This window comes from Pandoraea pneumonica (assembly GCF_902459645.1).
GTDB lineage: Bacteria > Pseudomonadota > Gammaproteobacteria > Burkholderiales > Burkholderiaceae > Pandoraea > Pandoraea pneumonica.
On record NZ_CABPSK010000001.1, the window covers coordinates 1605111 to 1628322 of the forward strand.

General features: G+C 63.4%; 20 protein-coding genes. All 20 read right to left on the bottom strand.

Going from position 1 to position 23212, the window contains the following annotated elements; translation table 11 throughout:
- Positions 1-114 precede the first annotated feature (114 nt).
- The gene (gene hisC, locus PPN31114_RS07005) at positions 115-1185 is read right to left on the bottom strand and encodes a histidinol-phosphate transaminase (protein WP_150678692.1); all 1071 of its coding nucleotides are present in this window, start codon (positions 1183-1185) and stop codon (positions 115-117) included.
- Positions 1186-1201: 16 nt separating this feature from the next.
- Positions 1202-2398, bottom strand: a complete 1197-nt coding sequence (locus tag PPN31114_RS07010; RefSeq protein WP_150678693.1) for an O-succinylhomoserine sulfhydrylase — start codon at positions 2396-2398, stop codon at positions 1202-1204.
- A gap of 205 nt (positions 2399-2603) precedes the next feature.
- Positions 2604-4145 (bottom strand): amidophosphoribosyltransferase, encoded by a 1542-nt coding sequence (gene purF, locus PPN31114_RS07015; RefSeq protein WP_150678694.1) that lies wholly within the window; start codon positions 4143-4145, stop codon positions 2604-2606.
- Between the two features lie 59 nt (positions 4146-4204).
- A complete protein-coding gene (locus PPN31114_RS07020; RefSeq protein WP_246182474.1) occupies positions 4205-4951 on the bottom strand; it encodes a CvpA family protein in 747 nt (248 codons plus the stop codon).
- Positions 4952-4961: 10 nt separating this feature from the next.
- A complete protein-coding gene (locus tag PPN31114_RS07025) occupies positions 4962-6032 on the bottom strand; it encodes an SPOR domain-containing protein (protein WP_246182425.1) in 1071 nt (356 codons plus the stop codon).
- A gap of 45 nt (positions 6033-6077) precedes the next feature.
- On the bottom strand, positions 6078-7376 hold the full coding sequence (folC, locus tag PPN31114_RS07030; RefSeq protein ID WP_150678696.1) for a bifunctional tetrahydrofolate synthase/dihydrofolate synthase: 1299 nt from the start codon (positions 7374-7376) through the stop codon (positions 6078-6080).
- Positions 7377-7579: 203 nt separating this feature from the next.
- Positions 7580-8455 carry an acetyl-CoA carboxylase, carboxyltransferase subunit beta gene (accD, locus tag PPN31114_RS07035; RefSeq protein ID WP_150678697.1) on the bottom strand — a complete coding sequence of 292 codons (876 nt, stop codon included), beginning with the start codon at positions 8453-8455 and terminating at the stop codon, positions 7580-7582.
- 101 nt (positions 8456-8556) lie between these two features.
- On the bottom strand, positions 8557-9381 hold the full coding sequence (gene trpA / locus PPN31114_RS07040; protein WP_150678698.1) for a tryptophan synthase subunit alpha: 825 nt from the start codon (positions 9379-9381) through the stop codon (positions 8557-8559).
- A complete protein-coding gene (locus PPN31114_RS07045; RefSeq protein ID WP_150679201.1) occupies positions 9335-10168 on the bottom strand; it encodes a DNA-methyltransferase in 834 nt (277 codons plus the stop codon). The genes trpA and PPN31114_RS07045 overlap by 47 nt, the downstream gene beginning before the upstream one ends.
- Before the next feature lie 175 nt (positions 10169-10343).
- Complete coding sequence (gene trpB / locus PPN31114_RS07050) at positions 10344-11543, bottom strand: tryptophan synthase subunit beta (protein ID WP_150678699.1); 1200 nt, start codon at positions 11541-11543, stop codon at positions 10344-10346.
- A 56-nt stretch (positions 11544-11599) separates the two neighbouring features.
- A complete protein-coding gene (locus tag PPN31114_RS07055; protein ID WP_150678700.1) occupies positions 11600-12256 on the bottom strand; it encodes a phosphoribosylanthranilate isomerase in 657 nt (218 codons plus the stop codon).
- Positions 12253-13065, bottom strand: coding sequence for a tRNA pseudouridine(38-40) synthase TruA (truA, locus tag PPN31114_RS07060; RefSeq protein ID WP_150678701.1), 813 nt, complete (start codon positions 13063-13065; stop codon positions 12253-12255). The genes PPN31114_RS07055 and truA overlap by 4 nt, the downstream gene beginning before the upstream one ends.
- A 192-nt stretch (positions 13066-13257) precedes the next feature.
- Entirely contained in the window at positions 13258-16446 is a 3189-nt protein-coding gene (locus PPN31114_RS07065) for a motility hub landmark protein FimV (RefSeq protein ID WP_150678702.1), read from the bottom strand.
- 222 nt (positions 16447-16668) lie between these two features.
- Positions 16669-17799: an aspartate-semialdehyde dehydrogenase gene (asd, locus tag PPN31114_RS07070; RefSeq protein WP_150678703.1), complete on the bottom strand. Its 1131-nt coding sequence runs from the start codon at positions 17797-17799 to the stop codon at positions 16669-16671.
- Between the two features lie 60 nt (positions 17800-17859).
- Positions 17860-18927 carry a 3-isopropylmalate dehydrogenase gene (gene leuB / locus PPN31114_RS07075; protein ID WP_150678704.1) on the bottom strand — a complete coding sequence of 356 codons (1068 nt, stop codon included), beginning with the start codon at positions 18925-18927 and terminating at the stop codon, positions 17860-17862.
- A 24-nt stretch (positions 18928-18951) separates the two neighbouring features.
- Complete coding sequence (leuD, locus tag PPN31114_RS07080) at positions 18952-19602, bottom strand: 3-isopropylmalate dehydratase small subunit (RefSeq protein WP_150678705.1); 651 nt, start codon at positions 19600-19602, stop codon at positions 18952-18954.
- Between the two features lie 133 nt (positions 19603-19735).
- Positions 19736-19864 (bottom strand): entericidin A/B family lipoprotein, encoded by a 129-nt coding sequence (locus PPN31114_RS07085; RefSeq protein WP_058379323.1) that lies wholly within the window; start codon positions 19862-19864, stop codon positions 19736-19738.
- Between the two features lie 55 nt (positions 19865-19919).
- A complete protein-coding gene (gene leuC / locus PPN31114_RS07090) occupies positions 19920-21329 on the bottom strand; it encodes a 3-isopropylmalate dehydratase large subunit (protein WP_150678706.1) in 1410 nt (469 codons plus the stop codon).
- Between the two features lie 279 nt (positions 21330-21608).
- Positions 21609-22910, bottom strand: coding sequence for a citrate synthase (gene gltA, locus PPN31114_RS07095; protein ID WP_150678707.1), 1302 nt, complete (start codon positions 22908-22910; stop codon positions 21609-21611).
- Between the two features lie 29 nt (positions 22911-22939).
- On the bottom strand, positions 22940-23212 hold the full coding sequence (locus PPN31114_RS07100) for an FAD assembly factor SdhE (protein WP_058379326.1): 273 nt from the start codon (positions 23210-23212) through the stop codon (positions 22940-22942).

Consider the following 23212-nt stretch of genomic DNA (forward strand, 5'->3'; position numbering starts at 1 on the left):
ACCCGCGCACAGACTCGCTATAGCGTGAAATCACAAAGGGCCGGTATCCCTGCGACACGTGCAACGCGTCGCCGAATACCGGCCCTTTCAACCTGCCAACACCGCTGCGGAGATTCAGCCCGCCAGAATTTCCTTCAATGCCGACGTGAAAGCTTCGCACTCGGCGTCTGTCCCCACCGTAATGCGTAAGAACTGCGCCACGCGTGCGCTCTTGAAGTGGCGCACGATGATCGAACGCTCGCGCAACGACAACGCCAGTTGCGCGGCATCGTGCGACGGGTGGCGGGCGAAAACGAAGTTTGCCTTCGACGGCAGCACTTCAAAACCCAGCGCCGTCATACGCGCAACCAATGCCTCACGGCTCGCGATCACCGCCTGACGCGTCTGCTCGAAGTACGCCTCGTCCTCGATCGCCGCCACGCCAGCGGCTTGCGCCAACCGGTCGAGTGGATACGAGTTGAAGCTGTTCTTCACGCGCTCCAGCGCTTCGATCAAATCGGGATGCCCGATGGCGAAACCAAGCCGCAGCCCTGCCAGCGAGCGCGATTTCGAGAGCGTCTGCACCACCAGCAAATTCGGATACTTCGCAATCAACCCCGCCGCCGTCTCGCCGCCGAAGTCGATATACGCCTCGTCGATCACGACGACTGAATCGGTATTCGCCGCCAGTACACGCTCGATTTCGCCCAAGGCCAAAGCGCGGCCTGTCGGCGCGTTCGGATTCGGGAAGATGATGCCACCGTTCGGCTTGCGGTAATCGTCCGCGCGAATCTCGAACGTGTCCGACAACGGCACCGTCTCGAAGGCCACGCCATACAGCCCGCAATACACCGGGTAAAAGCTGTACGTGATGTCCGGATACAGAATCGGCTTGTCGTGCTTGAGCAACCCTTGAAACACGTTGGCGAGCACTTCGTCCGAACCGTTGCCCACGTGCACGTTGGCAACCTCCAGTCCGAAACGCGTCGCGATGGCCTGCTTGAAGCGACGCGCATCCGGGTCCGGATACAGTTTCAGTGCATCGGCATCGCTGCCGAGTGCGTCGCGAATGGCGGCGAGCACGCTCGGCGACGGGCCGTACGGGTTCTCGTTGGTGTTGAGCTTGATGAGCCGCTGCATCTGCGGCTGCTCACCGGGCACATAGGGCATCAGATCGGCAACGCCCGCGCTCCAGAATCGACTCATGTCCGCTGCGCTCCGCTTATTGCGCGTTCGGCGCAAAGCCACGCGCCAAGTCGGCCTGAATGTCGTCCGGCGATTCGAGGCCCACGGCCAGACGAATCAGCCCTTCCGTAATGCCTGCCGCGGCACGCGCTTCGGGCGTGATACGGCCATGCGTCGTGCTGGCCGGATGCGTAATCGTCGTGCGCGTATCGCCCAGATTGCCGGTGATCGACAGCACCTTCGTGTTGTCGATCACGCGCCACGCGTTCTCACGCTGCTCGGCAGGCGTCGCGCCCTTCAATTCGAACGCGACGATAGCGCCGCCTGCCTTCTGCTGGCGCTTCGCCAATTCATATTGCGGATGCGACGGCAGGCCGGGATAGAACACGCGAGCCACCTGCGGCTGCTGTTCCAGCCACTGCGCTACCGTGAGCGCGCTGGCCGACTGGCGCTCCATGCGCAGCGACAGCGTTTCCATGCCCTTCAGAATCACCCACGCATTGAACGCCGAGAGCGTCGGGCCGGCGCTGCGCACGAATGGGAACACCTTGCCCATGATGAAATCTTTCGTGCCCACGATGGCACCGCCCAGCACACGGCCCTGACCGTCGAGGTACTTGGTGGCCGAGTGCACGACCACGTCGGCACCGAATTCGATCGGGCGCTGCAACGCGGGCGAACAGAAACAGTTGTCGACCACGAACAACGCGCCCGCTTCCTTCGCGATCTTGCCAATGGCGGCAATGTCGGCGATATCGGTGAGCGGGTTCGACGGAGTTTCGAGGAAGAACATCTTCGTGTTCGGCTTGATCGCGGCGCGCCAGGCGTCGAGATCGGTCGGGTCGACGAAGGTCGTCTCCACGCCGAAACGGCTGAAGATCGTCGAGAACACGTTCAGGGTGGAACCGAAGATGCTTTGCGAGCTAACGAGGTGATCGCCCGCCGAGAGGGCCGTCATCACGACCGACACAATGGCTGCCATGCCCGAAGCGGTGGCCATGCAGGCCTCGCCGCCTTCGAGAGCGGCCAGACGGTCCTGGAACATCGATACCGTCGGATTGGTGAAGCGCGAGTACGTGAAACCCTCTTCCGAGTGCGCGAAGCGCTCGGCGGCTTCGGCCGCACTCTTGAATACGAAGCTCGAGGTCAGATACAGCGCCTCGGAATGCTCACCGAACTCGGAGCGCTGCGTGCCCGCGCGCACCGCCAAGGTATCGAAATCGAAGGAGTCCATCGTGTGTCTCGTTTCAAAAAAGAAAAAGCCCGTTTCGCTTGTCAGCAAAACGGGCTCGAAATCCATCTGTCTAGGCCTCGCTTTAGCTGTTTCGGGGATGTTCCCCCACGTCCGCAAGCTGAAATCAAATCGACGTGAGAAGCAGTGTAGCACGTTGGACGGCGACGAGGAAAATCCCCCTCATGCCGCCCATGCCTTCCTCGGCTTACAGACCGAGTTGCGCGCCGCGCGGCTCGTTTTCGTCGCCCTCGCCGCCATCGCCGTTGTCCCCTGAATCGCGCTCGACCGGTGCCTTCGGCGCCTTGCGCTGCTGCTCCAGTCGGTTCAGGTACTCCGGCGTGATGTCGCCCGTGATGTAGTTGCCATCGAAACACGACGCATCGAAGTCGCTCAGCGCCGGGTTGATGTCGCGCACGGCGGCCTTCATGTCCTCGACGTCCTGATAAATCAGCTCGTCGGCACCGATGATGCGCGCCACTTCTTCGTCGCTGCGATCGTGGGCCACCAGTTCGCTACGCGTGGGCATGTCGATGCCATACACGTTCGGGAATTTCACGGGCGGCGCGGCCGATGCAAAAATCACCTTGCGGGCACCGGCGTCACGCGCCATCTGCACGATTTCCTGACTGGTCGTGCCGCGCACGATCGAGTCGTCGACGATCAGCACGTTCTTGTCTTTGAATTCGACGCGCATGGCGTTGAGCTTCTGACGCACCGACTTCTTGCGCATCGCCTGACCGGGCATGATGAACGTGCGGCCGACGTAGCGGTTCTTGAAGAAACCTTCACGGTAATTGAGGCCCAGACGCTTCGCGACCTGCATGGCCGCCGGACGGCTGGAGTCCGGAATCGGCATCACGACGTCGATGTCCTTGTAGTCGATCTCGCGGCGAATCTTCTCAGCCAGGTAGTCGCCCATGCGCAGACGCGCATCGTAGACCGCCACGCCGTCGAGCACCGAGTCCGGACGCGCCAGATACACGAGTTCGAAAATACACGGATGCATCGAGGTGGCTTCGGCGCACTGCTGCGAAGTCAGTTCGCCGTCGTTGCTGATGAAGATCGCCTCGCCCGGCTTGACGTCGCGCTCGAACGCGAAGCCCATGCCTTCGAGGGCCACCGATTCCGACGCCACCATCCATTCCGTGCCGTTCGGGCCTTCGAAGCGGCCGATGCACAGCGGACGAATACCGTTCGGGTCGCGGAACGCGAGCAAACCAAAGCCGGAGATGATCGAGACAATCGCGTACGAACCGCGCAGACGGCGATGTACGCCGCGCACCGCTTCGAACAGCGACGGCACGCTCAGGCCTTCGAGCGAGCTTTGCTGCAACTCGTGCGCAAGCACGTTGAGCAGCACTTCAGAGTCGGAGGTGGTGTTGATGTGACGGCGGTCGATGCGGAACATCTCGTCTTTGAGCTGTTCCCAGTTCGTCAGGTTGCCGTTGTGCGCGAGCACGATGCCGTACGGGGCATTGACGTAGAACGGTTGCGCTTGTGCGGCGCTCGACGAGCCAGCCGTCGGGTAGCGCACCTGGCCAATGCCCACGTGACCCGGCAGATCGCGCATGTTGCGCGTGCGGAACACGTCGCGCACCATGCCGTTGCCCTTGTGCATGTAGAACGACTGGCCGTCCGTCGTTGCGATACCTGCGGCGTCCTGGCCGCGATGCTGCAAGAGCAGCAAGCTATCGTAGATGAACTGGTTGACGGGGGACTTGGAGACTACACCGACGATGCCACACATGGCATGAATCCTTCAAAAAACATCGAAATCTGCGTCAAACGAACGGACAGTATTATCCGTCATTCGGTAACCTTGTGCAGGCCGGTGGACGGCGCGGCCGATCCGCCGCTGCGCATGCCCCACCCCTGCTGTATCCCTTCGATCGCCCCCGTGCCCGCCGCAGTCCCTGCACCACCCGCAGCACCGGCCGTGCCAGCCCCCGGCCCGCCGAGCATCTCTTGCATCCGGCGGCTAGGTTCCAATTGTGGCAATGGGATCGGCGTCCCCAGCGAATTCACGCTCGGCACCGCCTCTTCGGGCTTATGAAGGTAGTGCTGCACCGGCTCGGGCAGATACGGCATCAGGCGCTCCAGCCCAGCCTCGACCCACGGGCGCACCATCGACTGCTGCCATGCCGGTTGGTGCGGCAATGCCGTCAATCTGGAGGCGACTAGCAGCAACATCAAGAGCAACATGCCGCGCACGATGCCGAACAGCATGCCTAAACCGCGATCGGCCGGACGCAGGCCGATCATGTCGGTCATGCGTCCCACCAGCGCACTGACGATGCCCGCGCCGAACACGACGGCCACCAGCACCAGCAGGAAACCGAGCGCGCCTTGCGTCATCTCGCCGCCCGGCAGGTCGGCAGGCAGCCAGTGCGCCACGCTCGGGCCAAAGGCGCGCGCCACGAAGAACGCCACCACCCAGCCCACCAGGTTGAACAACTCGCGCACCAAACCGCGCAGCATGCCCAGCACCATCGAGCCGAGCAAAATGGCGATCGCCGCGTAATCCACTACGGTCAGCAGACCGCCCTGCGTCACATTACTCAACTCAACCCGCCTCGGCGACCATGGCCGTCAGGCCCGCGTCACGGATCTTCTTGCTCGCGGCTTCCGCGCTATTGCGGTCGGGGAACGGGCCAGCGCGCAACAGATACAACTCGCGGCCATCGACATTGCCCTTCACCATGTAGCTCGGCACGTTCACGAGCTTGAGCTTGACGAGCCATGCCTGCGCACGGTCCTGCGTCGAGAACGCGCCGATACGCACCAGATACTTGCCATTGCCCGCCGGTGCGGCCGCTTTGGTCGTTGTGTCGTGATTTGCTGCCGGTTTGGCCGCGTTGTTGTTCTGCGCGAACTGCGCGATCGGATCGGCCGCGTTCGGGTCGGGCTTGTTCGCCGCCTTGGGCGCGTCGTGCGATTCGCTGGGCTTGGCCGCAGGTTTCGCATCGGCGTGCTGCTCGGGCTTCTTCGCCTCGGGCTTCGATTCAGGCTTCGATTCGGGCTTGGCCTGTGCGACCGGCGGCGTAACAGGTGCCACTGGCGCGACCGAGGCTGCCGGGGCCGGGGAGGACGGCGGCACGCCAGTCGGTGCGGGCGGCACAGCAGCCGCAGCGGCCACGGGCGCCTGCGACGACGACGGCTTGTTCGAATTGCTCGAATTGCTATTCGCGAGCGAATTGCCGTCGACGGTTTCTTCGCCCTTGTCGAGCGACGCATCGGTCGATGTCGCGGCGGCCTGCGGCTTCACGCGCACAGGCGGCGTATTGGCATCTTTACCGGGAATCTGGATCGCGATGTCGTCGGCGGCCGGTTTGGGTTCGGGCGCCAGCACCATCGGCAGGATGATGACGGCCGCGAGCACCAACGCAAGCGCGCCTACCAGACGGCGGCGCGCGCGTTGCTTCTCGGGCAGCAGCGGGTCGAGTTGCTCGTGCTCGCTGTATTCGCCCCCTCCCGCCGTACGGCTGCCGGTGCGGCCGCTCTTGCGGCTACCGCGCTTCGGGGAAACGGCTTCGGCGTCTTTCTTGCGGAAGGAAAACAATCCCATAGGCCCTTGGCTCAGGTCGTAACTCGCGTCGTTGGACTGATCATCGCGCATCAGGTGCGTCCTGCGCATGACATTTCTCGTAAGAAAATGTCACGGCGATGACACCGTCAGGCGTCAGTGGCGCTGCAATTTGCGGTGTGACATCACACCCGCCACCGTAAAGAACGATCCAAAAACCACAATTCTATCATTCTCCCCGCACTGCTCGAGCGCGGCGGCATAGGCTTTCTCAGGGGATTCGAAGGTTTCGACCGAATGATCAGCATCTTCGACAAACCCAACCGCCCGCAGCTTCTCTTCGAGCACCTGTGCGCTCGCGGCACGCGGGGTCGGCAAGCCGCACAAGCGCCAGTGATCGACCTTGTCGACCAAATGCCGCAAAACGCCTTCGATGTCCTTGTCGGCCATCGCCCCGAACACGGCATAGGTGTACGGAAAGAACCCCATGCCGTCGAGGTTGTGGCCCAGTGCCGCCGCCGCATGCGGGTTGTGCGCAACGTCGAGCACGATGGCCGGGCGGCCCGGCAGCACCTGAAAACGCCCCGGCAATTCGACCGACGCGAGCCCCAGACGGATGTCCTGTGCCGACACCGGCAGCTCGGCGCGCATCGATTCGAGCGCCGCCAGCGCTGCCGATGCGTTGAGCAACTGATTGGCACCGCGCAGCGCCGGATACGCCAACGCCGGGCGTCGCATGTTGCGACCGGCATAGCTCCACTGCTGTTTGTCGCCCTGATAGTTGAAGTCGCGTCCGAATTGCCACAGATCGGCACCGATGCGCTCGGCTTCAGCGGCCAGCGTGGCGGGCGGCATCGGATCGCCGCAGACCGCCGGCTTGCCCGCGCGGAAAATGCCCGCCTTTTCGATCGCGATCGCTTCGCGGGTGTTGCCCAGATATTCGGCGTGGTCGATATCGATGCTCGTGATGACAGCACAATCGGCATCGATGATGTTCACGGCGTCGAGTCGGCCGCCCAACCCCACTTCGAGAATCACGGCATCGAGCCCGGCCGTCGCGAACATCTGCATGATCGCAAGCGTGGTGAATTCGAAATACGTAAGCGAGACAGGTTCGTCGAAGCTATTGCGCGCACGCTCGACCGCTTCGAAATGCGGCAGCAGCGTCGCGTCGTCGACGATCTCGCCGTTGATGCGCGCGCGCTCGTTGAAGGTGAGCAAATGCGGTGACGTGTGGCAGCCCACGCGGTAACCCGCCGAGAGCAGAATCGCTTCGAGAATGGCGCAGGTCGAGCCTTTGCCGTTCGTGCCGCCTACGGTGAAGACAGGACACGGAAATTTCAGACCGAGGGCCTCTTTCACGCGCCCGATGCGCGCAAGCCCCATGTCGATGCCCACAGGGTGAGCGGTTTCCAGATGGGCGAGCCAGGCGTCGAGAGTGGAGTATGTCGGCATGAATGTGCGGGCAGAAAAACAAAGCGCGGACGTAACGTCCGCGCTTGCGATCCTGCTAAGTGATGCATAAGGCGGCATGAGGCGCTAAGTGTCACTAAGCGTGGCACCGCGTGGCGTGGCGACATTTTACGCCGATGCGCGCGCCTTTGGGGGCGGCTCAGCGAAGATCGGCAGCGCCGCTCCCCCTGCCTCAGGGCACGACATCAGGCCACGGCGTCAGCCGGTTGGCATTGCATCAGCGCGATCAGGCGTGCGATCTCTTCGCGCATCTTGCGACGGTCGACGATCATGTCGATCGCGCCCTTTTGCAGCAAGAATTCCGAACGCTGGAAGCCTTCCGGCAGCTTCTCGCGCACGGTCTGCTCGATCACGCGCGGACCGGCGAAGCCGATCAGTGCCTTCGGCTCCGCGATGACCACGTCACCCAGGAACGCGAAACTTGCCGACACGCCACCCGTCGTCGGGTCGGTCAGCACCGAGATGTACGGCAGCTTGGCGTTGGCCAGCTTCGTGAGCATCGCGGTCGTCTTGGCCATCTGCATGAGCGAGAGCAGGCTTTCCTGCATACGCGCACCGCCCGAAGCGGCAATGCTGATGAACGGCACGCCCTGCTCCAGCGCGTTTTGCGCGCCGCGGGCGAAGCGCTCGCCGACCACCGAGCCCATCGTGCCCGCCATGAAGGCGAACTCGAAGCAAGCGACCACGACCGGCAGCGTGTGGATCGCGCCGCCCATCACCACCATGGCGTCGGTTTCACCCGTGTCGTCCATGGCTTCTTTGATACGGTCCGGGTACTTGCGGCTGTCTTTGAACTTCAGCGGGTCGACCGGCACGATTTCCTGACCCAGCTCGTAGCGGCCTTCCGGATCAAGCAGCGCATCCAGACGGGCGCGCGCACCGATGCGCATGTGATGGTCGCACTTCGGGCAGACATGCAGATTGGCTTCCACGTCGTTGCGATACAGCACGGCCTCGCACGACGGGCACTTGATCCACAGCCCTTCCGGGATGCTCTTGTTGCGCTGCGTCGGATCGGTTTGCTTGATCTTCGGGGGCAGCAGCTTATCGAGCCAGCTCATAGTTTCTCCTTGGCAAACGCCCGCCCCAACAGGGACGGGCGTCTCAGCGGTCTGACGACCGTTTCAATTCAGCGTTTCACCGGCACGCGCCAGCAGCCTGATTAGGCCGCTTTCAGGCCCTCGTCGAGCGCCTGGCGGATTTCGCCGATGAATTCAGCCAGCGATTTTACCGCGTTCTGGCCCTCCAGATCACGCGGCGTGTTTTCAAGCCGTTGCACGATGGCACTGCCGATCACCACGGCGTCGGCCACGCTGGCAATTGCACGGGCCGTTTCGGCGTCGCGAATGCCAAAGCCCACGCCCACCGGCAGCGGCGCCACGGCCTTGATTTCGGGGATTTTCGACGCGACGCTGCCCAAATCCAGGCTTGCTGCCCCCGTCACGCCCTTGAGCGAGACGTAGTACAGATAGCCGCTCGCCTGCTTGGCCACCGCCGCAATGCGCGCGTCGGTAGACGTCGGCGCGAGCAGGAAAATCGGATCGATGTGGCGCGCACGCATGGCACCGGCGTAGTCCTCGGCTTCCTCGGGCGGATAGTCGACGACCAGCACGCCATCCACGCCCGCGGCCGCCGCACGTTCGGCAAAGGCTTCGAGGCCCATGGCTTCGATCGGATTGGCGTAACCCATCAGTACGATGGGCGTGCGGTCGTTGGTCTGGCGGAAGGCGGCCACGTAGCCGAGCACCTCGGCCAGGCTCACGCCGCGCGCGAGCGCGCGCTCGGAGGCGCGCTGAATCACCGGACCGTCGGCCATCGGGTCGGAGAACGGCACGCCGAGTTCGATGACGTCGGCGCCGTTATCGGCCAGTGCATGCATCAGTTTGACCGTCCAGCCCGGCTCGGGGTCGCCGGCAGTGATGAACGGGATGAGGCCCTTCTTACCCTGCGCTTGCAAGGCTTGGAACGTCGCTTGAATGCGGGACATGATCGGAAAGTCTCTGAAGTCGTTGGTTAGCGAGCGCGTGGTAATGCGCGTTCAGCTCGTAGCCGACAAAACGTCGGCCGTGCAGCGCGCAGGCCACGGCAGTCGTGCCGCTGCCCATGAACGGGTCGAGCACGAGACCGCCGGGCGGGCAACTCGCCAGCACCATGCGCTCGATGATATGCAGCGGTTTCTGCGTCGGATGATCGACGCGTTCGGGGTCTTGCCGGTGCAATCGCGAGATGGACCACAGATCCTTCGGGTTGTAACCGAGTTCCAGCCACTTGCTGCCCTCGAAGATACGACGCGAGCGCGCCTTCTTCGTGGCGGCGTCGTACGGCACACGCACGGCATCGAGGTCGAAGTAATAGTCCTTCGAAATCGCGAAAAAGCCGATGTTGTCGTGCACCGACGAAAACCGTCGCGTGCTGCCGCCCATGCTCGGTACGCGGCGATCCCAGATGATCTCGTTGATCATCAGCATGCGCTGCTTGAGGAACACGAACAGCTCGGGCGCGTATTGCCACGTGCAGAACAGATACAGCGAGCCGCGCGGCGCGAGTTTCGGAATCGCCGCTTCGAGCCAGCCGTACGTCCAGCCGAGGAAGTCCTCGCCCGAACGCTTGTCGGAATCGTTGCCGTAATCCTTGCCGAGCCCATAAGGCGGATCGGCCAGAATCAGGTCGACGGACCCGTCTGCCAGTTCATGCACGTGTTGCAGGAAGTCGGCATGACGTAACGCAATGTCGCCGGGCGCCCAGCGGGCGCGAAGCTCGCCGGCCGCCTCCATGGCTTCGAGACGCGCAGCCGCGGCTTCGGTGGCATCAACAGGACGATCGGGACGCACAGTCCCGAGGACGTCATTTTGTGCCTCGCCCTGAGCGATGGTCTCTTGCGGCGGCGCGTTGCGGTCGGTCATGCGGGTTCTGGTTACCTGTCGGATCGGTGGAGTCTCGCGGCGCCGATCAGGCGTCGCTGGCCGGTTTGGCCAATGCCATCACGGTGTGCATGTCCTTGTCGCCCCGGCCGGAGAGGTTGACCAGAACGATCTGGTCTTTGCTCAGCGTGGGGGCCAACTTGCATGCATACGCGAGGGCGTGGCTCGACTCCAGGGCCGGGATGATCCCTTCGATCCGGCAGCAGTCATGGAACGCCTTGAGGGCTTCGTTATCGGTAATGCCCACATATTCGGCGCGATGGATGTCGTGCAGCCAAGCGTGCTCGGGGCCGACGCCCGGGTAATCCAGACCGGCCGAGATCGAATGCGTCTCGGTGATCTGTCCGTTGGCGTCTTGCAGCAGATACGTGCGGTTGCCGTGCAGCACGCCGGGCGTGCCGCCGATGATCGACGCGGCGTGACGGCCAGTCTCGATCCCGTCGCCCGCCGCTTCCACGCCCACGAGTTTCACGTCGGGCAGGTCGATATACGGGTAGAAGATGCCCATGGCGTTCGAGCCGCCACCGACGCAGGCCAGCACGTAGTCCGGCTGACGGCCGGCGAGCTCAGGCATCTGCACCTTGCATTCGTCGCCGATCACGCGCTGGAAGTCGCGCACGAGCATCGGGTACGGGTGCGGACCGGCCACCGTGCCGATGATGTAGAACGTGCTCTCGACGTTCGTCACCCAGTCGCGCATGGCTTCGTTGAGCGCGTCTTTGAGCGTCTTCGAGCCAGATTCCACGGGCACGACGGTCGCGCCCAGCAGTTGCATGCGATACACGTTGGCGGCCTGACGCTTGACGTCTTCCGCGCCCATGTACACCACGCACTCCATGCCGAAACGGGCGGCGATGGTGGCCGTGGCGACGCCGTGCTGACCGGCACCGGTCTCGGCGATCACGCGGCGTTTGCCCATGCGGCGGGCGAGCAACGCCTGACCGATCACGTTGTTCACCTTGTGCGCACCGGTGTGATTCAGGTCTTCGCGCTTCAGATAAACCTGTGCACCGCCCAGTTCGCTGCTCCAGCGCTTGGCGTGATAAATCGGCGACGGACGGCCGACGTAGTGCTTCAGTTCGTAATTGAATTCTTCGAGGAAGGCGGGATCGTGCTGGTACTTGGCGTAGGCCTCACGCAGCTCGTCGAGCGCGTGAATCAGCGTCTCGGCCACAAAAACACCGCCGTATTGGCCGAAATGGCCACGGGCATCGGGTAAATCGTACATGGTCGTCACTCTTCGCAGAACCGGGTGCAGCCCCTTGCGGGCGCGCCGGCAGGTTGCTATTCGGCGTCGGCAGCACGCACTGCGTGCACGAACGCCGTCATACGGGCGGGATCTTTCACGCCCCGCGACGCTTCTACACCGCTCGACACGTCGACGGCGTACGGCGTCACCAGGCGGATTGCCTCAGCAACGTTGTGTGCGTTCAAGCCACCACTCAAAACGGCCCGACGCGCGATGTCTTTTGGAATAAGTGACCAATCGAAAACCTTTCCCCCGCCCCCGTAGCCCTCCACGAGGGCGTCGAGCAAGATACCTTGCGCGGTGGCGTATGCGTTTGCGAATTGTAGCAAATCGCTACTGCTTTTCGTCTCCGGACCGATACGCATAGCGCGCGTGTACGGACGGTGCCCAGCGGCAGCGGACAACGCCGCGCAAACTTCGGGCGTCTCGTCGCCATGAAACTGCAAAGTCGTCAGCGGCACGGCCTCGACGGTGCGCGCCACGTCATCAGCCGTAGCGTTCACGAACAGCCCCACCACACTCACGTAAGGGGGCACGCGGCGCGCCAGTTCGGCGGCGCGGGCGAGGTCCACGTAACGCGGGCTGGGCGGGTAGAACACGAGACCGATCGCGTCGACGCCGAGGGCGACCGCGTGGTCGACGTCCGCCGGCTGCGAAAGGCCGCAAATCTTGATTCGGGTACGGGATGTCATGAGGGAGTTCCGTCTTGCGCCCAAGGCATCGGGAAAGGCCACGCGGCCCAATTGGGCTCAGGCACCGAGAAGCGCTCAGGATACCCCACACGCGCCAGATACAAGCCATCCGGCATGAACGTCGGCGCGGCCTGACGGCGGTCGAGGCTCGCAAGCACTTCCGCCATCCAGTCAGCCGACTGACGGCCACGGCCGATCGCCACCAGACACCCCATGATGTTGCGGACCATGTGATGCAGGAACGCGCTCGCGCGGAACCGGAACACGAAGAAATTCCCCTGCTGCTCGATATCGATGGCGTACAGATGCTTCACCGGGGTTTTCGCCTGACATTCCGACGAACGGAACGCCGAGAAGTCGTGCTCGCCCACCAGCGCCTGACCGGCGGTGCGCATCGCGTCGAGATCAAGCGGCGTGTGCAGCCAGCCGCAGCGGCCTTCGAGCAGCGGCGAGCGCACCGGATGCACGTACAGCACATAAAAATACGTGCGCTCGAACGCGGTAAAGCGCGCATGGAAATCGTCGGGCATCGCTTGCGCCCACTGCACGGCCACCGTTTTCGGCAGGAACGCATTCACACCGCGCACCCACGAGAACATGGCGCGGTCGAGTTCGGTGTCGAAGTGCACCACTTGCCCGATGCCGTGCACGCCCGTGTCCGTGCGTCCGGCCACGGTCGTCGGCAAGGCCACGCCGCCGAACTCGCGCAATGCCGCTTCGAGCGCCTGCTGCACGGTGTTGCCGTGCGGCTGCGATTGCCAGCCGGAGAACGCCGTCCCGTCGTAATGGATGCCCAGTGCGATTCGCATATCTGATGCCTGATCTGCTGCCAGATCTGTTGCTGAAGCGGGCCGAAACGGCACGCCTGCCTGAAAAGAAAAACGGGCGCCCAACCAACGAGCGCCCCAAACTACGGTCAACCTGCGGTGTGTTCGCCGGCCGGGGCCGGCATCACGGTGTCGTACTCGCGGCGCATCTCATCGGAGATAGCACCGCCTTCATTACTTGCCTAACTCGGCCAGACGGGTGCGCGCCACCGATTGTTGCGCAGCATCGCCCCCGGCAATGACCTCTTCGAGCAATTCGCGTGCGCCTTCGTCGTCGCCAATGGTCTGGTAAGCCGCGGCCAATTCGAGCTTCGTATGGAACTCGTCGGGCACTTCCAGTTCAGCCAGTTGCGATGGGTTGGCGCTGGGCGCGGCGGCCGGTGTGGCAGCCGGGGCCGGGGTTGCGGTGGCAGCGGCGGCGGTTGCTGTGGTTGCTGTGGTTGCTGTGGTTGCTGTGGTTGCTGCGGCTGCGACAGCGGCTTCGAATTCGTCCGCCACCGGGGCCGATGCAGTCGGCTGCGCTGCCACCGGCGCGTCTACTTTCGTCTCCACTTGCTCGAACGACGGCGTTTGCGGGGCCGCGTGCGGTGCGTAGCCGGTCGACGGCGTCGGCTGTGCAAACGCGTCGTGCTCGACCAGCGCTTCGTCGCCAGTGGCGGCCGGCAACGTCGGCGCGCTGACAAACGCCGGGGCGATGGTCGTCGCCGAGGCGTCGTCACCCTTCAAGTCCAGGCTGAAATCCGACAGATCGAACGACAGCGGCTTGAGGGACGGCGCTTCGTGCGCGGCATCGGTGTAGCTCCGCGCGGCGTCCGGCGTCGCTGCCGCCTTGAGGGCTGCATCGAAGTCCGCGTCGCTCAGTTCGCCATCGTCGCCATCGAAATCGCCTTGGTCGCCCGACGGCGCGTGGATATTCGCCTCGCCGTCTTGCGGTGCCATCGTGAATTGCACCGACCCGATGCCACGGGAAAGCGAAGGCAATGCGTCGCTGGCGATCGTGCCAACGTGGGCAGGCTGGCCCGGCAGGCCGAGATCCAGATCGCCCAGCATGCCCGCTACGCCGTTTTGCGGCACAGCTTCCTCTTGCGTTGCGCCGTCAGGTGTCCCTTCAATGGCACCTTCGTTGGCACCTTCAGATTCGGCGGCCTCATGGGTCGGCTCGGCAGGCGCATGCCCACCAGCGTGTGCCGCTGCGGCAATGCCGCCCACAGCCGCCGCTGCCCCCAATGCGCCGAGCGCCGACAGACTGGCATCAGCCTTTTCGTCGTTCGTGGCGGTCGCCGCCGGTACTTCGCTTGCATTGCCCACTTCGGCCGCCCCGCCCGCCTCTTCGGCAAACGCGTCGTCCCAGTTGATTTCCGGCTCGCTGGCGGCCTCGGCGGCAGGCGCCGTGTCGAACGACTCTGCCGTCTCCGCCGGTTCCGTATCCGTTATCGCGTCGTGTGACGCCTCACGGGCGGTATCCGCCAGTTCATCCGTCAGATGTTCTTGCTCGGCATCCCACTCGCCGGGCAGCGCTGCACCGGCGACGGTCGCGTCGGGGTGCTCGGCGTCCAGCTCGGCAACGCCTTCAGCGGGTTCTGCCCACGTGTCGTCGGCCGTCGGATGCAAATGCTCGTCGGCTTCGGCCTGATGCGCCGCATACATCGCAGCAGCACCGGCAGCGCCTGCGGCCACCGCGGCACCGGTCGCCACGCCAGCGACCGTCGAACCGCCTTGCGACAGTTGCGGCTCTGCGCCGGGCTGGCCATCGTGCGGGGCACGGCCATCGCCACCGTCGTCGTACGGACCATCCTGACCGACCGGCGGCTCGGCACGGCGGCGGCGCATCAGCCACCAAAGGCCCATCAGCACCACCAGAATGCCTGCGCCCGGCAGCACGTACGGGTTGTCGCGCACCGCACGCCAGTTCATCGCGGCATTCGGCGCCGGTTTCGTGTCGGCAGCGGCTGCACTCGCCGCTTGTGTCGCGGATGCTGCCGCTTCGCTGGCGACCACGGCCTGTGCGGCGGCGTCGGAAGCCGTCGCCGCTTGGGCTTGCGCGTCCGATGCACTGCCCGCAGCAGCGGCCGATGCCGCGTCAGCGCCTGACGCCGTCGCAGCCGCCCCTGCGGCCTGATTCGCCGCATTCGCAGCCGGTTTCGCGCCCTTGGCCGTGGCGGTGTCACGCCCCTTGGCGGTATTCGCTTGCTTGTCTTGTGCGCTCGCCCCGGATGCGGCGGCGGCTTGTTCCTCCAGATTGGCGACGGCTTGATTCTTCATCGCCAACAGCTTCTGGAGATCTGCTACGTTCTTCTGCAACTCGTTCACCCTGCCCTGAGCCTCGGTCTGCGCCTTGCCCTGAGCGATTTGTTCTTCTTCGCCGTTGCCAGCCTTGCCGGCACCGCGCCCCTTACCGGGTCGCGACAGCTTCAATTCATCACGCGCGGCGGGGGCAGCGGCCTCTGGCGCCTTCCCCGCTTCGATCGCACCTTGCGCACTACGGCTATTCGCCGGTGCGGCTTGCTGAGCCGTCGATTCGGCCAGCCGCGCGCGATACGCATCAAACTGTTCCCGCGCCGCCGACACGAACTTGCGTGCCTGCGCAGGCGGGACTTCCTGAACTTGTGCATCGGTCGGACGCGCGAGTGTCGCGCCCTGCCGCAACCGGTTGGGATCGTTGCCAATAAATGCCGAGCGGTTCGATTCGAACAACGCCGTCATCATCTGCGCGAGCGTCGTGCCACCTTCGCCGCCGGTGAACTCGCGGGCAATCGACGACAACGAATCACCACGTTCCACCGTCCGTGCGCCCTCACCTGCGGCGTTGGCCGCATTGGCGGGCCGAGCAGGCGTGCCGCCCGTCGTCGATTTGGCCGCCCCTGCCGCCCCTGCCGCGCCCGATGCCGGAACACCGCCCTGCACAGCTTGCGCAGGTGCGGCCGACGGCGCGGGTGCACTCGACGGCGTAGCCGCTGGCACAACGGCCTGCGGCTGCGCGGTACTGGCTTCGGGAATCGCCGAGAGCGTCACGGCATTGGACTGTCGGCCAGTGCGCCATTCGAGCACCAGCAACAAATCGAGGAACGAGGTATTGATCGGCTCGGCCGAGTCGACATGCACGAGATACGTGCCGCTGTAGCCCGGCTCGCGTCCGCCCGTCGGGGAGACGGAGACCGAGAGCTTCTCGAGCGACGGATCGTAGCGCAGCCCGGCTTGGCGGAACGCATCGCGCCCAGCCAGCTTCACGGACAATCCATCGGCCTCGGCTTGCGACACATTGCCCAGCACGATGACCGCACGCAGCGGCTGCCCTGCGGCAGAACGCACCTGTTGCGGACCGAACTCGGCCGCACCGGCATTGAGAAGCCCGAGGCTCCACAAGACGGCCGCCGCCGCAGTCAGTCGAAACGACTTGCGGGACGAAGGGGACGAGTGGGACGAATTTGCGCGCTTGCCGATGGAGTATTTCCGCACTGTGTCTTATCAAGCCTGTCAGCGTGTTTGTCACTGGCCGCCCCGCAAGCTGCAAGGGGCGCCTCCCAAAGCGCGGACGGCGGCCTCGCGGGCCGCCGTTCTTCACGCCTTACCGATGCACTGTAACGCTCAAGCGTCCAGCAGGATCCGCAGCATACGACGCAGCGGTTCTGCCGCACCCCACAGGAGCTGATCGCCCACCGTGAATGCCGACAAATACTCCGGACCCATCGACATCTTGCGCAGGCGGCCCACCGGAATCGACATCGTGCCGGTCACTGCCGCAGGCGTCAAATCCTTCATCGACGCCTCACGCGTGTTCGGCACAACCTTCACCCAGTCGTTCGCCTGACCGATGATGTCGGTCAGTTCATCTAACGGCACATCCTTCGTAAGCTTGATGGTCAGTGCCTGGCTGTGGCAACGCATCGCGCCGATACGCACGCACAGACCGTCGACCGGAATTTCACGCGTGCCCGGGAAACCGTCGCCCAGACCCAGAATCTTGTTGGTCTCGGCACCGCCCTTCCACTCTTCCTTCGACTGACCGTTGCCCAGGTCCTTATCGATCCAAGGAATCAGATTGCCGCCCAGCGGCACGCCGAATTGCTTGGTTTCGTCGGCCGTCAGGGCGTGCTGCTTAGCCAGCACCTTGCGGTCGATTTCGAGAATGGCCGCATGCGGATCGTCGAGCAGCGACTTGACTTCGGCGTTGATGCTGCCGAACTGCGTGAGCAACTCGCGCATGTGTTGCGCACCGCCGCCCGAGGCTGCCTGATACGTCATCGACGTCAGCCAGTCGACCAGACCGTGCTGGAACAGGCCGCCCAGGCCCATCAGCATGCAGCTCACCGTGCAGTTGCCGCCGATGAAGTTCTTGGTGCCCTTGGTGAGCGAATTCTTGATCACGTCGAGATTGACCGGATCGAGCACGATGATGGCATCGTCCTTCATACGCAGCGTCGAAGCCGCGTCGATCCAATAGCCGTTCCAACCCGCAGCGCGCAGCTTCGGGAAGATCTCTGTTGTGTAGTCACCGCCCTGGCAGGTAATGATGATGTCGCATTTTTTCAGCTCGTTGACATCATTGGCGTCTTTCAGCGAAGTCTCGTTCTTCGCCATCGACGGGGCTTTGCCGCCCGCGTTGCTGGTGCTGAAAAACACCGGCTCGATCAAAGCAAAGTCGTTCTCCTGTTGCATGCGCTGCATCAGGACCGAACCGACCATGCCCCGCCAACCTACCAGACCTACGGTTTTCATTTATCCACTCTCTTATCGTTGCAATTGCGCCGAGGGGCGTCTCACGACGCCCCGTCAACGTTATAGCGCGGCAACTACCGCCGCGCCCATTTCGCGCGTACCGACCTTGGTCGCGCCCTCCTGCCAGATATCGGGCGTGCGCAATCCCTGCGCCAGCACCTTCTTCACTGCGTTCTCCACGCGGTCGGCCTGTTCAGCCTTACCCAGCGTGTAGCGCAGCATCATGGCAGCCGACAAGATCGTTGCCAACGGATTGGCCACGCCCTTACCGGCGATGTCGGGGGCCGAACCGTGCGACGGTTCGTACAACCCCTTGTTATTGGCATCCAGCGATGCCGACGGCAGCATGCCGATCGAACCCGTGAGCATCGCGGCTTCGTCCGACAGGATATCGCCGAACATGTTACCCGTCACCACCACGTCGAAGTTCTTCGGTGCCTTGACCAGTTGCATGGCGGCGTTGTCGACGTACATATGCGACAACTCGACTTCCGGGTACTGCTTCGCCACTTCGATCATCGTGTCGCGCCACAGCTGCGACGTCTCGAGCACGTTGGCCTTGTCGACCGAGCACAAACGCTTGTCGCGCTTGGCCGCCGCCTGAAACGCGACGTGCGCGATGCGCTCCACTTCCGGCACGCTATAGCGCATGGTATCAAAACCTTCGCGCGCGCCTTCGAAAGCGCCATCCGGCGATTGGCGGAAGCCCTTCGGTTGACCGAAGTAGATGTCGCCGTTCAGCTCGCGAATGATCAGGATATCGAGGCCTGCCACGATTTCCGGCTTCAGGCTCGACGCGTCGGCCAGTTCCTTGTACAAAATGGCCGGGCGGAAGTTGGCGAACAGCTGCAAATGCTTGCGCAGGCCCAGAATGGCTTGCTCGGGGCGCAGTGCACGCTCCAACGAATCATACTTCCAGTCGCCCACGGCGCCAAACAGGATAGCGTCCGCATCCTTGGCCAGCTTGAGCGTGGCTTCCGGCAGCGGGTGGCCCGACGCCTCGTAACCAGCACCACCAACGGGCGCTTCTTCCAGCTCGAACGTCTCGCCAAGCGCATTCAGCACGTTGACGGCTTCCTTCACGATTTCCGGACCAATGCCGTCACCCGGCAACACAGCGATTTTCATGCGATCTCCTAGGGGGTGCGGGGCTCAGCCCGGCAGGCGCGTCGAGAGCCACGGCTGCTTGGCAAGCCGCTCCGCTTCATACGCGCGAATCTTGTCGGCGTGACGCAGCGTCAGGCCAATGTCGTCGAAACCGTTCATCAAGCAGTACTTGCGGAACGGTGCGATGTCGAACTCGTAACCACGGCCGTCGGGCGTAATCACCGCCTGCTTGTCGAGGTCGATGGTCAACTGATAGCCGGCAAATGCAGCGGTCTCGTTGAACAGGTGGTCAACCTGCATCTCGGACAGCGCGATCGGCAGCAGCCCGTTCTTGTAGCAGTTGTTGAAGAAGATGTCGGCGAAGCTCGACGCAATCACGGCACGGAAGCCGTATTGCTGCAAGGCCCACGGTGCGTGCTCACGCGAGCTACCGCAGCCGAAGTTCTTGCGTGCGAGCAGAATCGTCGCGCCTTGGTAGCGCGGCTGATTGAGCACGAAGTTCGGGTTGAGCGGACGCGTGCTGCAATCTTGCCCGGGCTCACCCGCATCGAGGTAGCGCCACTCGTCGAACAGGTTTTGGCCAAAACCCGTGCGCTTGATCGACTTCAGAAATTGCTTGGGGATGATCGCGTCGGTATCGACGTTTTCGCGATCGAGCGGTGCCACCAAGCCCGTATGGACGGTAAATTTTTCCATCACAAACCACCTGATTAAATCAGTTCGGCAGTCGCGGCCCCGTCACCATCGGGTGAACGGTTGCGGCCGCCAACGCCGGAATCTCAAAGGTGCCCGTCGCGGGGTCGAAACCCGCGCGACGCGCACCGTCGCATCACTTCTTCGCCGCGTTTTCGAGCGCCGAGCCAGCCGCCTGCGTATCTTTGCCCAGGCCGGCCATCGTATTGCAGCCCGTCACGCCCAGCAGCAGCACCGCACCGATCAGCATCCACAGTTTCTTCATGGTTTTATCTCTTTAAAAGAAAGTGTTAAACGACGGATAAATCGATGCCCTGCCCTCAGACCAGGCGGCGCACGTCGACGAAATGACCTTCGATGGCAGCGGCTGCCGCCATGGCCGGGCTAACGAGGTGCGTACGGCCACCGGCGCCCTGACGGCCTTCGAAGTTACGGTTCGAGGTCGATGCGCAACGCTCACCCGGCTCCAGACGGTCGGCATTCATCGCCAGACACATCGAGCAACCCGGCTCGCGCCATTCGAAGCCGGCGGCCTTGAAGACCTGATCCAGCCCTTCCTGTTCGGCTTGATGCTTCACCAGACCGGAGCCCGGCACGACCATCGCCAGACGCACGTTCGATGCCACGCGACGGCCCAGCTTCTTCACCACGTAAGCCGCAGCGCGAATGTCTTCGATGCGCGAATTGGTGCACGAGCCGATGAACACCTTGTCGACGTTGATGCTCGACATCGGCGTATCCGGCGTGAGCGCCATGTACTCGAGCGCGCGCTCCATAGCGTTGCGCTTAACCGGGTCTTTTTCCTTCTCCGGGTCCGGCACGCGGTCGTCGATGCTGACCACCATTTCCGGCGACGTGCCCCAGCTCACTTGCGGACGCAGGTCGGCGGCGTTGATCTCGACAACGTGGTCGAACTTCGCGCCCGGGTCGGTGTGGAACGTACGCCAGTAGGCTTCGGCCTGCTGGAATTCCACGCCGCTCGGCGAGAACGGACGGCCCTTCACGTAGTTGATCGTGGTGTCGTCCACGGCGACCAGACCGGCGCGAGCGCCCGCTTCGATCGCCATATTGCACACGGTCATGCGGCCTTCCATCGTCAGCGAGCGAATGGCCGAACCGGCGAACTCGATCGTGTAGCCGGTGCCGCCTGCGGTACCGATCTTGCCGATCACAGCCAGCACGATGTCCTTGGCGGAGCAGCCGCGCGGCAGGGTGCCTTCGACCTTCACCAGCATGTTCTTGCTCTTCTTCATGAGCAGCGTCTGCGTGGCGAGCGTGTGCTCGACTTCCGACGTGCCGATGCCGAAGGCCAGCGCCCCGAAGGCGCCATGCGTCGACGTGTGCGAGTCGCCGCACACCACCGTCATGCCGGGCAACGTGGCGCCCTGCTCAGGGCCGATCACGTGCACGATCCCCTGACGGAGATCGTTCATCTTGAATTGGGTGATGCCGAAGCTGTCGCAGTTGCTGTCGAGCGTATCGACTTGCAAACGCGAAATCGGGTCGGCGATGCCTTGCGTGCGGTCGGTGGTCGGCACGTTGTGGTCGGAGACCGCAAGGTTGGCCGAGAGACGCCAGACCGGACGCTGTGCGAGTTTTAGCCCCTCGAACGCCTGCGGACTGGTCACCTCATGCAGCAGGTGACGGTCGATGTAGAGCACCGTGGTGCCATCGTCCTCGGTATGCACGACGTGTGCATCCCACAACTTGTCATACAGCGTTTGGGCCATGATAAAAACGCGGGGCTAAATATCGTTCTGGGAACAAAAATCGTTCTGGGAACTTTTGATTATGCCATAGCGCTTTCGCGCCGGCGGAATACGAAATCCCCGGGAAACCGGGCGGTAAACGCACGATCAACCGGGGATTTGTGCGAATCACGGCAGCGTGTGCCGTGGATTCGAATATAGCGCAACGAGGGCTCGTTGCGGGCCGCACCGCCTTGCCGTTTCGGCAAGGTTGCGGTGCCGGCACGGCAAGCGGGGGCCGTGCCGGAGGCCTCGACGCGCTTAGCGCTTGTCGATGGCCACGACTTCGCGCGGCGTGTGGCCGATGAACAGCTGACGCGGACGGCCAATCTTCTGGTCCGGCTCGCCGATCATCTCGTTCCACTGCGCGATCCAGCCCACGGTACGGGCCAGCGCGAAGATGCAGGTGAACATCGAGGTCGGGATACCCAGCGCGCGCTGAACGATACCCGAGTAGAAGTCGACGTTCGGGTACAGCTTGCGCGACACGAAGTATTCGTCTTCCAGGGCGATCTTTTCGAGCTGCATAGCCAGCTTGAACAGCGGATCGTCGTGCAGGCCCAGTTCGTTGAGCACTTCGTAGCACGTTTCGCGCATCAGCTTGGCACGCGGATCGTAGTTCTTGTACACGCGGTGACCGAAGCCCATCAGCTTCACGCCCGAGTTCTTGTCCTTCACTTGCTTGATGAACTCAGGAATCTTGTCCGGCGAACCGATCTGCTCAAGCATGTTGAGCGCGGCTTCGTTCGCACCACCGTGCGCCGGGCCCCACAGACATGCGATACCAGCAGCGATACAGGCGAACGGGTTAGCGCCCGACGAACCGGCCAGACGCACGGTCGAGGTCGAAGCGTTTTGTTCGTGATCGGCGTGCAGGATCAAGATACGGTCGAGGGCGCGCACCAGCACGTCGTTGACCTTGTACTCTTCGCACGGGTTGGCGAACATCATGCGCATGAAGTTCGCGCTGTACGACAGGTCGTTGCGCGGGTACACGAACGGCTGGCCGATGCTGTACTTGTACGCCATGGCGACGAGCGTCGGCAGCTTGGCGATCAAGCGAATCGCCGAGACTTCGCGGTGATTCGGGTTATTGATGTCCAGCGAGTCGTGGTAGAACGCCGACAGGGCACCGACCGAACCGGTCAGCACAGCCATCGGGTGCGCGTCACGGCGGAAGCCACGGAAGAAGAAATTCATCTGCTCGTGAACCATCGTGTGACGGGTCACGGTGTCGACGAACTCGGCCTTTTGTTGCGCGCTCGGCAGTTCGCCCTTGAGCAGCAGGTACGAGGTCTCGAGGAAGTCGCAGTTGGTGGCCAACTGTTCGATCGGGTAGCCGCGGTACAGCAGCTCGCCCTTGTCGCCATCGATGTAAGTGATGGCGGAATTGCACGACGCCGTCGACATAAAGCCCGGGTCATACGTGAATTTGCCGGTCTGGCCGTACAGCTTACGGATGTCGATCACATCCGGACCCATCGTACCCTTGTAAATCGGCAGCTCTACGCTGGGCGATTCGTCGGAGAAAGATAGGGTGGCTTTAACATCAGACGGAGTCATATCGCTTCCTCAAAAAAATACTTAAACCCCTACACGGCACGCAGAAGCGCCAGCAGGCGCTGCACGTCCGGCCCGTCCAGATCCGCCTCGGGCTCTTTACGCGCTAGCAGCAGATCCATCAAATCGTTGTCGCTCAAATCGAGCAGCCTGGTCAGGGCGCCGACGTCCTCATCGGTCATCGAGGCTTCGTACTTGGCGAAGAACCGTTCGAGAATGAGGTCGTTTTCCAGCAAGCCGCGACGTGCCCGCCAACGCAGGCGGGCACGCTTGACCGGATCAGACTGGTGAGTAGTGTCCGGCAT

What these genes read in the sequence shown, in the direction of transcription:
- hisC (WP_150678692.1), bottom strand. Translation starts at nt 1,185, where the DNA reads ATGAGTCGATTCTGGAGCGCGGGCGTTGCCGATCTGATGCCCTATGTG.
- PPN31114_RS07010 (WP_150678693.1), bottom strand. Translation starts at nt 2,398, where the DNA reads ATGGACTCCTTCGATTTCGATACCTTGGCGGTGCGCGCGGGCACGCAG.
- purF (WP_150678694.1), bottom strand. Translation starts at nt 4,145, where the DNA reads ATGTGTGGCATCGTCGGTGTAGTCTCCAAGTCCCCCGTCAACCAGTTC.
- PPN31114_RS07025 (WP_246182425.1), bottom strand. Translation starts at nt 6,032, where the DNA reads ATGCGCAGGACGCACCTGATGCGCGATGATCAGTCCAACGACGCGAGT.
- folC (WP_150678696.1), bottom strand. Translation starts at nt 7,376, where the DNA reads ATGCCGACATACTCCACTCTCGACGCCTGGCTCGCCCATCTGGAAACC.
- accD (WP_150678697.1), bottom strand. Translation starts at nt 8,455, where the DNA reads ATGAGCTGGCTCGATAAGCTGCTGCCCCCGAAGATCAAGCAAACCGAT.
- trpA (WP_150678698.1), bottom strand. Translation starts at nt 9,381, where the DNA reads ATGTCCCGCATTCAAGCGACGTTCCAAGCCTTGCAAGCGCAGGGTAAG.
- PPN31114_RS07045 (WP_150679201.1), bottom strand. Translation starts at nt 10,168, where the DNA reads ATGGAGGCGGCCGGCGAGCTTCGCGCCCGCTGGGCGCCCGGCGACATT.
- trpB (WP_150678699.1), bottom strand. Translation starts at nt 11,543, where the DNA reads ATGTACGATTTACCCGATGCCCGTGGCCATTTCGGCCAATACGGCGGT.
- PPN31114_RS07055 (WP_150678700.1), bottom strand. Translation starts at nt 12,256, where the DNA reads ATGACATCCCGTACCCGAATCAAGATTTGCGGCCTTTCGCAGCCGGCG.
- truA (WP_150678701.1), bottom strand. Translation starts at nt 13,065, where the DNA reads ATGCGAATCGCACTGGGCATCCATTACGACGGGACGGCGTTCTCCGGC.
- asd (WP_150678703.1), bottom strand. Translation starts at nt 17,799, where the DNA reads ATGAAAACCGTAGGTCTGGTAGGTTGGCGGGGCATGGTCGGTTCGGTC.
- leuB (WP_150678704.1), bottom strand. Translation starts at nt 18,927, where the DNA reads ATGAAAATCGCTGTGTTGCCGGGTGACGGCATTGGTCCGGAAATCGTG.
- leuD (WP_150678705.1), bottom strand. Translation starts at nt 19,602, where the DNA reads ATGGAAAAATTTACCGTCCATACGGGCTTGGTGGCACCGCTCGATCGC.
- PPN31114_RS07085 (WP_058379323.1), bottom strand. Translation starts at nt 19,864, where the DNA reads ATGAAGAAACTGTGGATGCTGATCGGTGCGGTGCTGCTGCTGGGCGTG.
- leuC (WP_150678706.1), bottom strand. Translation starts at nt 21,329, where the DNA reads ATGGCCCAAACGCTGTATGACAAGTTGTGGGATGCACACGTCGTGCAT.
- gltA (WP_150678707.1), bottom strand. Translation starts at nt 22,910, where the DNA reads ATGACTCCGTCTGATGTTAAAGCCACCCTATCTTTCTCCGACGAATCG.
- PPN31114_RS07100 (WP_058379326.1), bottom strand. Translation starts at nt 23,212, where the DNA reads ATGCCGGACACTACTCACCAGTCTGATCCGGTCAAGCGTGCCCGCCTG.